This window comes from Mycobacterium sp. 155 (assembly GCF_000373905.1).
In the GTDB taxonomy this organism is placed as follows: domain Bacteria; phylum Actinomycetota; class Actinomycetes; order Mycobacteriales; family Mycobacteriaceae; genus Mycobacterium.
Map to the genome: position 1 here is coordinate 1917904 of NZ_KB892705.1, position 14583 is coordinate 1932486.

15 protein-coding genes are annotated in these 14583 nt (G+C 64.8%); 9 read left to right on the forward strand and 6 right to left on the reverse strand.

Features of this window, described 5'->3' with window-relative positions:
- The first annotated feature begins 3 nt into the window (after positions 1-3).
- Complete coding sequence (locus B133_RS0108970) at positions 4-981, forward strand: YihY/virulence factor BrkB family protein (protein ID WP_018600545.1); 978 nt, start codon at positions 4-6, stop codon at positions 979-981.
- Here the strand turns inward: B133_RS0108970 and B133_RS0108975 are convergent.
- Positions 971-1207, reverse strand: coding sequence for a DUF3039 domain-containing protein (locus tag B133_RS0108975; protein ID WP_018600547.1), 237 nt, complete (start codon positions 1205-1207; stop codon positions 971-973). The genes B133_RS0108970 and B133_RS0108975 overlap by 11 nt on opposite strands.
- A 131-nt stretch (positions 1208-1338) precedes the next feature.
- On the opposite strand from B133_RS0108975, the gene B133_RS0108980 reads away from it, so the two are divergent.
- From B133_RS0108980 to B133_RS0108990, 3 genes are all read left to right on the forward strand, one after another.
- Positions 1339-1755 (forward strand): DUF3099 domain-containing protein, encoded by a 417-nt coding sequence (locus B133_RS0108980; protein ID WP_018600549.1) that lies wholly within the window; start codon positions 1339-1341, stop codon positions 1753-1755.
- A gap of 117 nt (positions 1756-1872) precedes the next feature.
- A complete protein-coding gene (locus tag B133_RS0108985) occupies positions 1873-2862 on the forward strand; it encodes a sigma-70 family RNA polymerase sigma factor (RefSeq protein ID WP_255327448.1) in 990 nt (329 codons plus the stop codon).
- A 170-nt stretch (positions 2863-3032) separates the two neighbouring features.
- Positions 3033-3728 carry a metal-dependent transcriptional regulator gene (locus B133_RS0108990; protein ID WP_018600553.1) on the forward strand — a complete coding sequence of 232 codons (696 nt, stop codon included), beginning with the start codon at positions 3033-3035 and terminating at the stop codon, positions 3726-3728.
- A gap of 22 nt (positions 3729-3750) precedes the next feature.
- Here the strand turns inward: B133_RS0108990 and B133_RS0108995 are convergent, their stop codons facing one another.
- A complete protein-coding gene (locus B133_RS0108995) occupies positions 3751-4821 on the reverse strand; it encodes a DUF4192 domain-containing protein (protein WP_018600554.1) in 1071 nt (356 codons plus the stop codon).
- Between the two features lie 175 nt (positions 4822-4996).
- On the opposite strand from B133_RS0108995, the gene sthA reads away from it, so the two are divergent.
- Complete coding sequence (gene sthA, locus B133_RS0109000; RefSeq protein ID WP_198291053.1) at positions 4997-6403, forward strand: Si-specific NAD(P)(+) transhydrogenase; 1407 nt, start codon at positions 4997-4999, stop codon at positions 6401-6403.
- On the opposite strand, the gene B133_RS0109005 is transcribed toward sthA, so the two are convergent.
- The gene (locus tag B133_RS0109005) at positions 6400-7239 is read right to left on the reverse strand and encodes a serine protease (RefSeq protein WP_036418513.1); all 840 of its coding nucleotides are present in this window, start codon (positions 7237-7239) and stop codon (positions 6400-6402) included. The two genes, sthA and B133_RS0109005, sit on opposite strands and share 4 nt — an antisense overlap.
- A 182-nt stretch (positions 7240-7421) precedes the next feature.
- Here B133_RS0109005 and B133_RS0109015 point away from each other — a divergent pair, with 182 nt between their 5' ends.
- The 3 genes from B133_RS0109015 to B133_RS0109025 are packed head-to-tail and all read left to right on the forward strand — an operon-like array spanning position 7422 to position 10255.
- Complete coding sequence (locus B133_RS0109015) at positions 7422-8459, forward strand: proteasome assembly chaperone family protein (RefSeq protein ID WP_018600560.1); 1038 nt, start codon at positions 7422-7424, stop codon at positions 8457-8459.
- 36 nt (positions 8460-8495) lie between these two features.
- Positions 8496-9518 carry an alpha/beta fold hydrolase gene (locus B133_RS0109020; RefSeq protein WP_018600562.1) on the forward strand — a complete coding sequence of 341 codons (1023 nt, stop codon included), beginning with the start codon at positions 8496-8498 and terminating at the stop codon, positions 9516-9518.
- Positions 9519-9568: 50 nt separating this feature from the next.
- Entirely contained in the window at positions 9569-10255 is a 687-nt protein-coding gene (locus tag B133_RS0109025) for a PhzF family phenazine biosynthesis protein (protein WP_018600564.1), read from the forward strand.
- A gap of 7 nt (positions 10256-10262) precedes the next feature.
- On the opposite strand, the gene nrdR is transcribed toward B133_RS0109025, so the two are convergent.
- Complete coding sequence (gene nrdR / locus B133_RS0109030; protein ID WP_026256171.1) at positions 10263-10715, reverse strand: transcriptional regulator NrdR; 453 nt, start codon at positions 10713-10715, stop codon at positions 10263-10265.
- A 161-nt stretch (positions 10716-10876) separates the two neighbouring features.
- Entirely contained in the window at positions 10877-11362 is a 486-nt protein-coding gene (locus B133_RS0109035) for a LysM peptidoglycan-binding domain-containing protein (RefSeq protein WP_157625827.1), read from the reverse strand.
- A gap of 208 nt (positions 11363-11570) precedes the next feature.
- Here B133_RS0109035 and lexA point away from each other — a divergent pair, with 208 nt between their 5' ends.
- On the forward strand, positions 11571-12281 hold the full coding sequence (gene lexA / locus B133_RS0109040; RefSeq protein WP_018600569.1) for a transcriptional repressor LexA: 711 nt from the start codon (positions 11571-11573) through the stop codon (positions 12279-12281).
- 18 nt (positions 12282-12299) lie between these two features.
- Here the strand turns inward: lexA and B133_RS0109045 are convergent, their stop codons facing one another.
- Positions 12300-14528 carry an LGFP repeat-containing protein gene (locus tag B133_RS0109045; RefSeq protein WP_026256173.1) on the reverse strand — a complete coding sequence of 743 codons (2229 nt, stop codon included), beginning with the start codon at positions 14526-14528 and terminating at the stop codon, positions 12300-12302.
- Positions 14529-14583 lie beyond the last annotated feature (55 nt).

The following is a 14583-nucleotide window of genomic DNA, read 5'->3' on the forward strand; positions in this document are numbered from 1 at the left end:
GACATGACCGGCCAGCCGCTTCCAGTACCTCCGTCACGCCATCACATCTGGCATATCGCACGGCGCACGTTGTCCAAGAGCTGGGACGACTCGATTTTCTCTGAATCGGCCCAGGCTGCTTTCTGGTGTGCGCTGTCATTGCCACCGTTGCTGTTGGGGATGCTGGGCAGCCTGGCATACATCGCGCCGCTGTTCGGGCCCGATACGTTGCCCGCGATCCTGGATCAGCTGATCAACACAGCGAACAGCTTCTTCTCGAAGAACGTCGTCAACGAGATCATCGAGCCGACGATTCGTGACATCGCGTCCAGCGCACGCGGCGAGGTCGTGTCGTTGGGGTTCGTGATCTCGTTGTGGGCGGGATCTTCGGCGGTCTCGGCATTCGTCGACTCGGTCGTCGAGGCCCACGACCAGACGCCGCTGCGACACCCCGTGCGCCAGCGGTTCTACGCCCTGGGCCTCTACGTGGTGATGCTGATCGGCGCGATCGCCACGGCGCCGTTCATCGCGCTGGGACCGCGCACCATCGGCGAGCACATCCCCGCCAGCTGGGACAACGGGCTGCGCTATGGATACTTCCCCGCATTGTTCCTGGCTGTGGTGGCCGGCGTGACGCTGTTGTACCGGGTCTCGTTGCCCAAGCCGCTGCCGACCCATCGATTGCTGCTCGGTTCGGTGCTGGCCACTGTGGTGTTCATGGTGGCGACAGTCGGGCTGCGCTTCTACCTGAACTGGATCACCCAAACCGGCTACACCTACGGCGCACTGGCCACCCCGATCGCATTCCTGCTGTTCGCGTTCTTCCTGGGCTTCGCCGTGATGCTGGGCGCCGAACTCAACGCCGCCATCCAAGAGGAATGGCCCGCGGCGGATACCCACGCCCAACGACTACGGGACTGGCTGGGGGACAAAGCGCTCAACGGAAACGGCTCGGCGGCCAGGGCATCGGCCGCCGACACCGAAGAGCCGACTACTTCTTGAGCGATTCGTAGATTCGTTTGCAGTCGGGGCAGACGGGCGAACCCGGCTTGGCAGCCTTGGTCACCGGGAATACCTCGCCGCACAGCGCGACGACGTGGGTGCCCATCACAGCACTCTCGGCGATCTTGTCCTTCTTGACGTAATGAAAATACTTCGGGGTGTCGCTGTCGGTGCCGTCGTCGACGCGTTCATCTGCGTCGGTGCGTTCAATCGTCTGGGTCTGCATCTTTGTATTGTGCTCCTCACGTCCGCGGCTCCTATTGTGCTCCTCACGTCCGCGGCTCCTATCGTGCCCATCACCGCCGCTCCAGGAAATCCGCCTGCGACGGCGCCGCCAAGGTGTGGAACAGTAGAGGTATGAAACAAAGCCACGAGCTGAGTTTCGACGACGATTTCGATGGTGAAGGTCGCCCGGTTCTCATCACCCGCGCTGCAGTGGCCTACGAGGAACAACACCGCGCCCGGGTACGCAAGTACCTGACGTTGATGGCGTTCCGGATCCCGGCGTTGCTCCTGGCCGCCCTCGCTTACAACCTGTGGGGCAACGGCCTGATCTCGTTGGCGATCATCCTGGTTTCAGTACCACTGCCGTGGATGGCTGTGCTGATCGCCAACGACCGCCCGCCTCGTCGCGCCGAAGAGCCCCGCCGCTACAAACATGGCGGGGAACGCGTGCAGCTCTTCCCGATCGCGCAAAGGCCTGCGCTGGAGCCCGACGGACCGGTCTCACCGCAACCGGATGAGGACCAGCCGCCGGGCAACGTTCCTGGCTGAGACACTTCTTTAGCTATTCTCAGGATAATCTCAGGTCATCGCCGAAAAACTGCAGGTCAACAGGCATGAAATCGGCAATCAACGGGAACTCTTGGTGGGCTCACCGCGTTATACGTGGTGACAGTTCGAGCCGATCAGGAGGCCGTCATGGCAAATGCCACCACAAGCCGCGTTGACACCGATCTGGACGCCCAGAGCCCGGCTGCAGACCTCGTGCGCGTGTACTTGAACGGCATCGGCAAAACGGCGTTGCTCAATGCTGCCGATGAAGTAGAGCTCGCGAAACGTATTGAGGCCGGGTTGTATGCCCAGCACCTGCTGGACACCAAGAAGCGCCTCGGCGAAACGCGCAAACGTGAGCTGGGAATCGTCGTCCGGGACGGGGAGGCTGCCCGGCGACATCTGTTGGAAGCCAACCTGCGCCTGGTCGTGTCGCTGGCGAAGCGTTACACGGGCCGCGGCATGCCGCTGCTGGACCTGATCCAGGAGGGCAACCTTGGGCTCATCCGAGCAATGGAGAAGTTCGACTACACCAAGGGCTTCAAGTTCTCCACTTACGCCACCTGGTGGATCCGGCAGGCCATCACCCGCGGTATGGCCGATCAGAGCCGCACCATCCGTTTGCCCGTCCACCTGGTCGAGCAGGTCAACAAGCTGGCCCGGATCAAGCGGGAGATGCATCAGAACCTCGGCCGCGAGGCCACCGACGAGGAGCTGGCCGAGGAATCGGGTATCCCGGTGGAGAAGATCAACGATCTGCTGGAGCACAGTCGCGATCCGGTGAGCCTGGATATGCCGGTGGGCACCGACGAAGAAGCGCCGCTCGGCGACTTCATTGAAGATTCCGAAGCCATGTCGGCGGAGAACGCGGTGATCTCCGAACTCCTGCACACCGACATCCGCTATGTGCTGGCCACGCTCGATGAGCGTGAGCAGCAGGTGATCCGGCTGCGGTTCGGCCTCGACGACGGCCAGCCGCGCACGCTCGACCAGATCGGCAAATTGTTCGGACTGTCCCGCGAGCGGGTCCGCCAGATCGAACGCGAGGTCATGTCCAAACTCCGCAACGGCGAGCGGGCCGACAGGCTCCGCTCGTACGCAAGCTAAACGTGCCCCTGGATGTGCCCGTCGGATTCGCCGGCGGGCACATCGCGTTTCGCGCGCTGTGCCCGCGGGGAGGCATCACCACAACGGTGAGCGGTACGACCACGTTGGCCACGTCTTCAAGCCACCTGAACGGTAGACTGAGCGATGAAGTTTGGGCTGGGAAGGCGCGAATGAACGATCTTATCGATACCACCGAGATGTATCTGCGGACCATCTACGACCTCGAAGAAGAAGGCGTGGTGCCTCTGCGCGCCCGCATTGCCGAGCGACTTGACCAGAGTGGACCCACTGTCAGCCAGACGGTGTCGCGAATGGAGCGGGACGGGCTGTTGCACGTCGCCGGTGACCGGCACCTGGAACTCACCGACAAAGGCCGCGCCCTCGCGGTCGCGGTGATGCGTAAGCACCGGCTGGCCGAGCGGCTTCTCGTCGACATCATCGGGCTCCCCTGGGAAGACGTGCACGCCGAGGCGTGCCGGTGGGAACACGTGATGAGTGAAGACGTCGAGCGACGGCTGATGCACGTGCTGGACAACCCCACCACCTCGCCGTTTGGCAACCCCATCCCGGGATTGTCCGAGCTCGGGGTCGGGGCCACCGGATTCGACTCTGGCGACGTAAGCCTGGTCCGCCTGACCGAACTTCCAGTCGGCTTGCCGGTGGCGGTCGTGGTGCGCCAGCTGACGGAGCACGTCCAGGGTGACACCGAGTTGATCGGCCGACTCAAGGACGCCGGCGTCGTGCCGAACGCCCGGGTCACCGTCGAGGCCAACGACCACGGCGGAGTCATGATCCTGATCCCCGGCCACCAGCAGGTCGAGCTGCCCCATCACATGGCGCACGCCGTCAAGGTCGAGAAGGTCTGATCTCACCCGAGCGGGCCGCACGTCACGCCCCGGCCCGTCGATTGTGTCCACCGAAAGCCCGCCGCGACGGCAATTGCACGCCAAGTCGATCAGCCTGCCGATAACCACTCAGGGCCAGCTCACGGATCTGGTCTGGGCGCATACCCGACTGCAGTGCGGTATCGAGCATGCCCGCCATCCGATGATCCGGCTGACAATCCAACGCGGCGTCTAGTGATACCCCCGTCAACGGGCCGTCGCCCCTCACGTAGGCCGAGAAGGCCAGAAGTGCGAGCGCCTCGGCCCGCCACGGCGGCGGCAACGCGCGAGCTAGTTCGGCCCACAGCGCCTCCGCTGCCCCGGCGCTGTCCCCCACCGCCAGCGCATACAACGTGTCGCGTACCCGTGGGTCGGTCAAAGCCACGGCGATTCGGGCGATCTCTCCATCGCTGGGCGGCTTCCCGTCGGCGAACCGGGTCGCCGTGGCTATCGCCGCTTCAATATCGCCACGTATCAGGGCGCGGCTACGCGCGGCCGGAGTCTTCGGCAGATCATCGATCACCCGAGCCAACCGCTCGCCGCGGACCGGGTCGGCATCGATGATCTGCTGTAGTTCCTCGCGTCGCCGATAGAGCCTGCGTCCGTCGAGCACCGCGGCTACAGCCAACGGCGACGCGGACGGATCCTCGACAGTGCCGTGGCTGCCGCAACCGTCGGCGCAGTGCCAGTGACCGTCGGCAGCCACTCGATCAACCACGTGTGCGGCGAGTAGATCAATGCCGCACGCCGCGAGCCCGTCGGCCAGCATCGCCGCGAGCGCACGGAATTCGTCGTTGCACTGTTGGCAGTCGGCGGCGTTCTCATCGACAAAGACCGCAATGGCCGAATGCGGCTCGGCTGCCGCGGCCACCGAGACCAGGTGATCGATCCGGCCCGTCATGTCCGGCGACAGATCGACGCGCAAAACGCATCCCAGCGCACCATCGTCGACGGTGACCAAAACCAGAGACTGCTCGGGCACGAAGCCGAGGACCGCGGGCAGCGCCGCGATCAGGGTGCCGGGCCGGCCGAGGCCGAACTGCGCGGTATTCGGTGAATCCGATGAAAATGTCATGGTCAGACCGTCGCAGCAGCCACCGTCAGCACTCACCCGCCGCGGTACCCGATCACCGCACCCTGTGGATGAAACTCGCTTTGGGGATGACGGTCGGAGCATTTGTTCATACTCAATTTGGCGCGGTCGGCGTGCGAGATCACAACAATCGGCGTAAACACTTCCCATGGGTTCGATGCAGGAGTACGACCTCGTCGTTATCGGTTCAGGTCCCGGCGGTCAACGTGCCGCGATCGCCGCCGCAAAGCTCGGTAAGACCGTCGCCGTCATCGAGCGCGGACGAATGCTCGGCGGGGTCTGTGTCAACACCGGCACCATCCCGTCCAAGACGCTGCGGGAGGCGGTCGTCTACCTGACCGGGATGAGCCAGCGCGAGCTGTACGGCGCCAGTTACCGCGTCAAGGACAAGATCACGCCGGCCGATCTGCTGGCGCGCACTCAGCACGTCATCGGCAAGGAGATCGACGTGGTGCGTTCGCAGCTCATGCGTAACCGCATAGAGCTCTACACCGGGCGCGGCCGCTTCGCCGACGACCACACCATCCTGGTCGAGGATCCGAACCGGGCCGAGCTGGTCTCGGTCCGGGGCCGCTACATCGTCCTGGCCACCGGCACCAAGCCTGCCCGCCCGGTCGGCGTCGAGTTCGACGAACAGCGCGTGCTGGATTCCGACGGCATCCTCGACCTCAAATCACTGCCCACCTCGATGGTGGTGGTCGGCGCCGGTGTCATCGGCATCGAGTACGCATCGATGTTCGCCGCGCTGGGCACCAAGGTGACCGTGGTCGAAAAGCGCGACTCCATGCTGGATTTCTGCGATCCGGAGATCGTGGAGGCGCTCAAGTTCCACCTGCGTGACCTGGCTGTGACGTTCCGGTTCGGTGAGGAGGTGACCGCTGTCGACGTCGGCGCCGCCGGGACCGTCACGACCCTGGCCAGCGGCAAGCAAATCCCAGCCGAAACGGTGATGTATTCGGCGGGCCGCCAAGGCCAGACCGATCATCTCGACCTGTCCAAAGCAGGACTGGAGTCCGACAACCGAGGCCGGATCTTCGTCGACGACAACTTCTGTACCAAAGTCGACCACATCTATGCGGTCGGGGATGTCATCGGCTTCCCCGCCTTGGCCGCGACCTCGATGGAGCAGGGCCGACTCGCGGCCTACCACGCGTTCGGCGAGCCCACCAAGGGCATGATGCAGCTGCAACCCATCGGTATCTACTCGATCCCCGAGGTGTCCTACGTCGGCGCCACCGAGGTCGATCTGACCAGGGACTCGATTCCCTACGAGGTCGGGGTCTCGCGCTACCGCGAGCTGGCCCGCGGACAGATCGCCGGCGACTCCTACGGCATGCTCAAACTGCTCGTGTCCACCGAGGACCTACGTCTGCTGGGCGTTCATCTCTTCGGCACCAGCGCCACCGAGATGGTGCACATCGGCCAGGCCGTCATGGGGTGCGGTGGCACCGTGGAGTACCTCGTTGACGCGGTGTTCAACTACCCGACGTTCTCCGAGGCCTACAAGGTCGCCGCCCTCGACGTGATGAACAAACTGCGCGCGCTCAACCAGTTCCGCGCTTAACAGTCGCTGTCGTAGGTCGATGGGGCGGAATCGCCCGCCCCGCCGGCCTCCGCGCGAGCCAGCAGTTCCAGGACCGAGTTGTCGAACCGGGGCGAAAAAGACAGATCGTCGTCGCAGCCACCGCCGTCTGGACCGCCGATCAAGCCGATCACAGTCGACCCCACCACCCATGGTGCGCCGCTGAAACCGTCGGTCAGGCCGATACACGGAAGCGACGGGTAACCGTCGTCCGACAACCCGGTGACCCCTCGGCAGCCGAGCGGATCGCCGCCCGACCCCATCGGATAACCGGTCACCATGACCGACGTGCCCGCGGGCGGTGTGGACCCCAGAGTGAGTCCGCCACCGGCCGACGACTGCACCGATCCGGTGTCGGCTGCGGCGTCGTGACGCACCCGCGCAATGGCGAAATCGGCATGCGGGTCTTGCGATGCGACCCACCGGGGATCCAGGTACACCGTGGTGATCCGCCAAATGTCGTCGTTCCCGTCGTGGAATCCCGGAATGAATGTCGCGCCTATGCTGTCGGCGACACAGTGCGCGGCTGTGAGAATCAGATCACTGGTACTGCTGTCGAGTACCGCGGCGCTGCAGGTATGCACCGAATCCGCGGTTCCACCACCCAGAAACACCGCGCCCACCCGCGGATTGGGTGCGACAGGGGCCGCACCCTCGACGGCATCGGCTTCCGGGGTGACCTTGGCAACCGAGCCGGCCGATGTCGACGCGGAAGGTGTTGTTACGGAACCGGCCCGGCCCGCCGGCGCGCCGCAGGATGCGACGACGATGACCGTGGCCGCCGTGACCGCCAGCATCCGAACCCTGACCGCCTGCATGACCACCGATCCTGCCCGATATCCGTCGCTCAAGCCGGAATGACGGCTTGGCGGTGCCTGTTCGAATTTCACATGAGGGGCATGACACGCCCACACGATGGGAATGCGCGACACTATATGGCACCGCACGGGGCCCCGGACCCGATCTGGACCGGGGCCTGCAGCGACAAGGAGACGGAGAGATGGCCGACAGTAGCGACCACCCTGAGCACCACTACCAGCCCGATCAGAGCGGGATGTACGAGCTGGAGTTCCCGGCACCGCAGTTGTCGGCGTCCGACGGACGCGGCCCGGTGATGATCCACGCGCTGGAAGGATTCTCCGATGCCGGCCACGCGATCCGGCTGGCGGCCGAGCATCTGAAGAACAGCCTCGATACCGAGCTGGTCGCCTCGTTCGCCATCGACGAACTGCTCGACTACCGGTCGCGCCGGCCACTGATGACGTTCAAGACCGACCATTTCACCGGCTACGAAGACCCCGAACTCAACCTCTACGCCCTGCACGACAGTGTCGGCACGCCGTTCCTGCTGCTGGCCGGCATGGAACCGGACCTGCGCTGGGAGCGATTCATCACCGCGGTCCGGTTGCTCGCCGAGCGGCTCGGTGTCCGTCAGACGATCGGTCTCGGCACTATCCCGATGGCGGTGCCGCACACCCGTCCCATCACGTTGACCGCGCACGCCAACAACAAGGAGTTGATCGCCGAGCACACTCCATGGGTCGGCGAGGTGCAGGTGCCTGCCAGTGTGTCCAATCTCCTGGAATTCCGGATGGCCCAGCACGGTCACGAGGTGGTCGGGTTCACCGTCCACGTTCCGCATTACCTGGCCCAGACCGAGTATCCGCCCGCAGCCGAGGCGCTGCTGGCCGAGGTGGCGAGAACGGGTTCGCTGCAATTGCCGCTGGCCGCTCTGTCCGAGGCCGGCGCCGAGGTGTACGGAAAGATCAACGAGCAGGTTGAGGCGAGCACCGAGGTCGCCCAAGTGGTGACAGCGCTGGAGCGACAGTACGATGCTTTCGTTGCTGCACAGGAGAATCGATCTCTACTGGCGCGGGACGACGAACTGCCCAGCGGTGACGAGTTGGGTGCCGAGTTCGAACGTTTCCTCGCCCAGCAGGCCGGTGACAAGTTCAAAGACGACAAGTACAAAGACGACAGATATCGGAGCGACCGGTACACGGACGGCCCGGACGATGTAGACCCGAACCACCCCTAGGAGCCCGCAGCAGGGCCGACAGCGAGGTTGGCGAACATGACGGAACGAAAGCCCAATCTGCGGTCGGTGCGGGAGGTCACGCCGGCACTGGAGTTCCGCACGGTTCACGGGTATCGCCGTGCGTACCGGGTGGCTGGGTCTGGTCCGGCGATCCTGCTCATTCACGGCATCGGTGACAACTCGACCACCTGGCATACCGTGCAGACCGCGCTCGCACAGCGGTTCACCGTCATCGCGCCGGATCTGCTCGGGCACGGCCGCTCGGACAAACCCCGCGCGGACTATTCAGTCGCCGCCTACGCCAACGGTATGCGGGACCTGCTCAGCGTCCTCGATATCGACCGGGTCACCGTCGTCGGCCACTCGCTCGGCGGTGGGGTGGCGATGCAATTCGCCTACCAGTTCCCGCAGTTGGTCGACCGCCTAGTTCTCGTCGGCTCCGGCGGGGTGACCAAGGACGTCAATGTCGCACTGCGTATCGCCGCACTGCCGTTGGGTAGCGAGGCGCTGGCCTTGTTGCGATTGCCACTCGTCCTGCCCACGCTGCAAATCATCGGCCGCGCCGCGGGAACGTTGTTCGGCTCCACCGGTATCGGACGCGACATCCCCGACATGTTGCGTATTCTGGCCGATCTGCCTGAGCCCACCGCTTCATCCGCGTTCGCCCGCACGCTACGCGCCGTAGTGGACTGGCGGGGCCAGGTCGTCACCATGCTGGACCGCTGTTACTTGACCGAATCCGTTCCTGTACAACTCATCTGGGGCGCATTGGACTCGGTGATCCCGGTCAGTCACGCTCAGATGGCACATGCGGCAATGCCCGGTTCCCGGTTGGAAATCTTCGAGGGATCCGGGCATTTTCCATTCCATGACGATCCCGACCGTTTCGTCGAGACAGTGGAACGGTTCATCGACTCCACCGAACCTGCTGTCTACGACCAGGAAATGCTGCGAAATCTGTTGCGCACCGGGATCAGTGAGGCCGCCATCTCGGGACCCCTCGACACCCAAGTCGCTGTGCTCGACGCCATGGAAGCCGACGAACGCAGCGCCACCTAGCCCTGTCCGGAGACACGTCGCCGGTGACCGTAACCACGTAACATCAGCTTATGGCCATTGATGTGACCGTACTGCGCGTGTTCACCGATCCGGACGGCAAGTTCGGCAATCCGCTCGGCGTGATCGACAACAGCACTGTGGACCCCGCCGACCGCCAGCGGATTGCCACCGAATTAGGTTACAGCGAAACGATTTTCATCGATGTTCCACCGCCGGGCGGCAACTCGGCCCACGCCCGGATCTACACGCCGACAGCGGAACTGGCATTCGCCGGACACCCGACCGTGGGAGCCTCGTGGTGGCTACGCGACATCGGGAAGCCGGTCAAGACTCTGCAGGTGCCGGCCGGGATCGTGCAGGTTGAATACGATGACGAACTGGCCGCGGTGAACGCCCGCTCGGAGTGGGCTCCGGAATTCATCATTCATGATCTGACCTCCATCGACGAGCTGATGGCCGCGCAGCCCGACGACTTCTCCGACGACGTCGAGAACTACCTGTGGACATGGATCGACCGGGATCAGGGTGTGCTGCGTTCGCGGATGTTTGCCCCGCATCTGGGCATCCCAGAGGATGAAGCCACCGGGGCGGCCGCCGTGCGGATGACCGACTATCTCAGCTGCGATCTGACGATCATCCAGGGCAAGGGTTCGGTGATCTACACGCGGTGGAGCCCCGAAGGCTGGGTTCGGGTGGCAGGCAGTGTCGCCAACGACGGCACCACCCAACTGGACTAGGGAACGATCAGTCAGATCGGTGTGCGCGTAGCGCCTCAATCTCCCGTTCGAAATCTTCGGCCGAGGTGAACGACCGGTACACCGAGGCGAATCGCAGGTAGGCCACCTCGTCAAGTTCCCGCAGAGGTCCCAGGATCGCCAGGCCGACCTCATGGCTGGGAATCTCCGGCGTACCTAGGCCCCGCACAGCGTCCTCGACCTGTTGGGCCAGCAAGTTGAGCGCATCGTCGTCCACCTGTCGGCCCTGGCAGGCGCGCCGTACGCCACGCACCACCTTCTCCCGGCTGAACGGTTCGGTAACACCGCTGCGTTTGACCACGGCCAGCACCGCGGTCTCCACCGTGGTGAACCGGCGACCACATTCAGGGCACGATCGCCTGCGCCGGATAGCCTGCCCCTCATCGGCCTCCCGGGAATCGACCACCCGCGAATCGGGATGACGGCAGAAGGGACAGTGCATCACCGCTCCTTCGTCGTTCCGCCAGACCACAAGCTCGAGTGCTCTTGAGCCTACCCGCGCCGCCGGCGGGACCTTCCACGCCGGGGCCAACGGCACGGATGTCACCGAGCATGTCGCGAGCACTGTTGCACAGCAGCCTGTTTCAGCACTCATGGCACAGTTCAGCCGACTGGTGCGATGAGGGTCTGGCCAGCCTCGACAGCGACCGACTTGAGCTGGTTCAGGTCGCGGATCTGCTCCACGACCTGGGCCACCGGCGCATCGGGTGCCACTCGCCGGGCCACCTGCTGCAGAGATTCGCCGGTGTGTACTTGAACCACAGCCAGCTCACCGGGTGTCGGCGCCGAGGCCCCGACCACGCCGCCCAGCTGCGCCACCAGGCCCAGCCACACGGTGATCGCGGCGGCCATCAACGCCAACAGGACCGTGGTGATCGGTGTGATCGGCTTGCGGCGATGCGATGCCCGCGACATCAGCACCCCGGTGCCGCGATAACGCAGTGCCGCTCCGCCCGAACGCATCGGAGTGGGGCGGTGTACCGACCTGGGCCGGCGGACAGGACGCACGTCATGCTGCGGCGGCAGCGGACGGGGCCGACTCGCCAACACAGATGCGCGGGTCTCTGCGGGGATGTGGAGGATGGCCATCTGACTGCCTTTCAGGGCGGACTGGTTCGCTTCTGTGTTCGAATGTACTCGCTCAGGTGTTCGACTAATAGAACGTGTGATCGAACTGTTGCCAAACGATAGACGGGGGTACCGACAAGTCCTCGTCGGCAAGCTCCGCGGGCGCAGGCGACAACACGCCTCGAACACATGTTTGATCAATGGCGGTTCAGCGACTAGATTCGTCGCCATGAGCGACGAGAGCACCGACAGCCCGGCCGACAACGACGGCGCCGGTCGGCGCCGCACCCCCGACGCCAGCCTCACCGAGCGGCAACGGACCATCCTCGAGGTGATCCGCGCGTCGGTCACCAGTCGCGGCTACCCCCCGAGCATCCGGGAGATCGGCGATGCGGTCGGCTTGACCTCGACATCCTCGGTCGCACATCAGTTGCGCACGCTGGAGCGCAAAGGCTACCTACGGCGCGACCCCAACCGGCCACGCGCGGTCGACGTCCGCGCCGCAGACGATCCGGCGGTCACCCCGCTGGTGGCCACTGACGTGGCGGGATCGGATGCCTTGCCGGAGCCCACGTTCGTACCCGTGTTGGGTCGTATCGCCGCGGGCGGTCCGATCCTGGCCGAACAAGCCGTCGAGGACGTGTTCCCCCTGCCCCGTGAACTTGTCGGCGAAGGCTCGCTGTTCCTGCTCAAAGTGGTCGGTGACTCAATGGTCGACGCTGCGATTTGCGACGGCGACTGGGTGGTGGTGCGCCAGCAGAACGTCGCCGACAACGGCGACATCGTCGCGGCGATGATCGACGGCGAAGCGACCGTCAAGACGTTCAAGCGGACCCGCGGCCAGGTGTGGCTCATGCCGCACAACCCCGCCTACGATCCGATCCCGGGCAACGACGCGGCCATCCTCGGCAAGGTCGTCACCGTCATCCGCAAGATCTAGGACCGGATTCGTGCGGGCTCAGTCGGCCCGCACGAATCCGTTCGTCCGAGCAAATTCTTCACTGGCGAACCAGATTTCGGCGACCGCGTCGTCGTATTCGCGGCTGTCGGGCGACCAGTACAGGCCTGACTTCGTGTCGGCCTTGATCGGGTAGCCCTGGGGCGCCCGCTGCAGATCGTCCAACGGCAGGTGCAGCGCTGTGGCGCTGACCACCGGCTCATCCAGTTCGATCGCCGCGTGGCGTCCGCTGTGCGTTTCGGGATCCGGATCGATTTGGGGTGTCAGCGTCAGGATGGGCGTCGGCGCGGTATCGACATTGTCGGAATCGAAGTCGGGCTCACCGGCGGAGTACGTAGGTCCGTACAGTTGCTCGCCGGCGGCACCCACGCCATCGGCGTCATCCTGCTCATCGAGGTCATCCTCGTGATGGTCATAGTCATCGTCGCTGACTAGCTCGACGGCCTGCTCCGCCGGTTCGTCGTCATCGACGTCACCGACCGGGTCGACCCGAGTGGACTGAACCCACTGACCGACCGGCATCGCGATATCGGTGGGATCGTCGTACGGCGAAGCCGCAGGCGTGTACGCCGAAGCGGATTCGTGAGGTCCGGCGAACCGCGCCGCACCGGCGTCGCCGCTCTCGTAGGCAGCCGGCTCGAACAGGTTCGACTCGTCGACGTTTTGTTCCCCTGCATTGGTAGCGCCATAGTCCTGCAGGTCGTGGTCATGCGCTTCGTAATGACCCTGTTGGTAACCGGTCTGCTCGTACTGTCCCTGGGCGTGCGGCTCCTCCTCGTATCGGTCGTCGTCGCGCCCCTCGTCGTAACCGGCCTCGTCGTAATGGTCATCGCCCTCGAACGCGTCGTGGTCGAAGTCGTCGTCGACACGGCCCCGACCGCGACGCCACAGCGCGGCACCGACGATCAGGCCTGCTACCAGCACAACCGGGATCACCGCCAGCAGCCACCACCAATTCCAATGCCACGCGAACGGCTTGCCCGGCTCGGAGTGGGAGCCCTGCGGCGCTCCGTGGATCTGGGAAGTGTCCAGGCCGGGAATCTCGAGACCCGCCAGCGACGATGCGAGGTTGGGCGGCTCGGTGGTGAAGGTGTTGTCCGAGCGGTCCCAGGAGATTGCTCCCCCGCTGAATTTCTGCGTGACGACGTTGTCGTTCTCGGTCTGATCCGACATCGGTGCACCCAGGTCACCGTGGCCGCCGCCGAGCTTCTGCCAGGCCGCGTTCATCGCGCCGCGCACGATCACCGCACCGTAATCGGGAGTCAGGAAGATGACGGGCTTGTCGGCCGCCGCGAACGAAACGGTCCGACTGTTCTGCCCGAAACCGCCGTCGGCTTCGCTGCTGGTCGGGAAACCCAGATCACCCTCGGGGCCGCCGACGCTCTCGTACTTCTCGAGTAGCTGACCACTGATCGCGTTGGCTCCGGTGGCCGGGCTATAGAAGATCTTGCCGTGCGCGTAGTTCTGTCCGATCCCGTCGCCGCCGATCGGGTACTGGTCGCCGTCTTTGGCGCCCAGCGGTCCCATATCGCCCCCTGCGGCCCGATGCGCCGCGCTGATGGCCGTGGTCGGATCGTCCGGAACCGTGAGACCGCCTAGTTGACCTGCCAAATCCGGGGGATCTGTGGTGAACGCCTTGGTCTTCGGATTCCAGGACAACTCACCACCGGTGAACTTCTGCGAGACGATGTCCCCGCGGTAAGCCTCGTCCTCCGAGGGCACTCCCAGAACACCGGCGGACCCCCCCAGCTTGTCCCAACCGGCATTGATTGGTCCCCGGACCACGTGCGCGCCGGTCGCCGGAGTCCAGAAGATCACCGGCTTGTCGGAAGCACTGAACGTGGAATTGCGACTGTCCGGCGCCCGTCCGGCGCCCTCATCGATCGTGGGGAATCCGAGATCACTGCCAGCAGGACCGCCGAGCGACTCGTATTTGTCCAGGATGGCGCCCATGACGTAGTGCGCCCCGGTCGCGGGAGTGAAAAAGATCTTCCCAGTGGCGAAGTCTTGTCCGAATCCCGAGCCGACGGCATAGACGTCACCGCTTTGCGTCCCCAGCGGTCCACCGTCGCCACCGCTGGCATCCCAGGCCGCAGAGATGGCGGCGCCGGCGTCGGATTCGGGGCTCGCGGCCGCCACTGGCGCCAACAGACCGGCGACGGCCAGCGCCAACAGACCGGTCGTCACCCGCCGAACGGTCCCGTTCAGCCTTGCTCCCGGTCGCGTCATGCATCCTCCCCGCTGTTCGGCAAAATCGCGCAGAATGTATCTCGCCCGACAACTC

Excerpts from the sequence above, each read along its gene's own strand:
- B133_RS0108970 (WP_018600545.1), top strand. The coding sequence starts at position 4 with ATGACCGGCCAGCCGCTTCCAGTACCTCCGTCACGCCATCACATCTGG.
- B133_RS0108975 (WP_018600547.1), bottom strand. The coding sequence starts at position 1,207 with ATGCAGACCCAGACGATTGAACGCACCGACGCAGATGAACGCGTCGAC.
- B133_RS0109015 (WP_018600560.1), top strand. The coding sequence starts at position 7,422 with ATGGCCGACAGTAGCGACCACCCTGAGCACCACTACCAGCCCGATCAG.
- B133_RS0108990 (WP_018600553.1), top strand. The coding sequence starts at position 3,033 with ATGAACGATCTTATCGATACCACCGAGATGTATCTGCGGACCATCTAC.
- B133_RS0109025 (WP_018600564.1), top strand. The coding sequence starts at position 9,569 with ATGGCCATTGATGTGACCGTACTGCGCGTGTTCACCGATCCGGACGGC.
- B133_RS0109020 (WP_018600562.1), top strand. The coding sequence starts at position 8,496 with ATGACGGAACGAAAGCCCAATCTGCGGTCGGTGCGGGAGGTCACGCCG.
- B133_RS0108980 (WP_018600549.1), top strand. The coding sequence starts at position 1,339 with ATGAAACAAAGCCACGAGCTGAGTTTCGACGACGATTTCGATGGTGAA.
- nrdR (WP_026256171.1), bottom strand. The coding sequence starts at position 10,715 with ATGCACTGTCCCTTCTGCCGTCATCCCGATTCGCGGGTGGTCGATTCC.
- sthA (WP_198291053.1), top strand. The coding sequence starts at position 4,997 with ATGCAGGAGTACGACCTCGTCGTTATCGGTTCAGGTCCCGGCGGTCAA.
- B133_RS0109005 (WP_036418513.1), bottom strand. The coding sequence starts at position 7,239 with ATGCAGGCGGTCAGGGTTCGGATGCTGGCGGTCACGGCGGCCACGGTC.
- B133_RS0108995 (WP_018600554.1), bottom strand. The coding sequence starts at position 4,821 with ATGACATTTTCATCGGATTCACCGAATACCGCGCAGTTCGGCCTCGGC.
- lexA (WP_018600569.1), top strand. The coding sequence starts at position 11,571 with ATGAGCGACGAGAGCACCGACAGCCCGGCCGACAACGACGGCGCCGGT.
- B133_RS0109035 (WP_157625827.1), bottom strand. The coding sequence starts at position 11,362 with ATGGCCATCCTCCACATCCCCGCAGAGACCCGCGCATCTGTGTTGGCG.
- B133_RS0109045 (WP_026256173.1), bottom strand. The coding sequence starts at position 14,528 with ATGACGCGACCGGGAGCAAGGCTGAACGGGACCGTTCGGCGGGTGACG.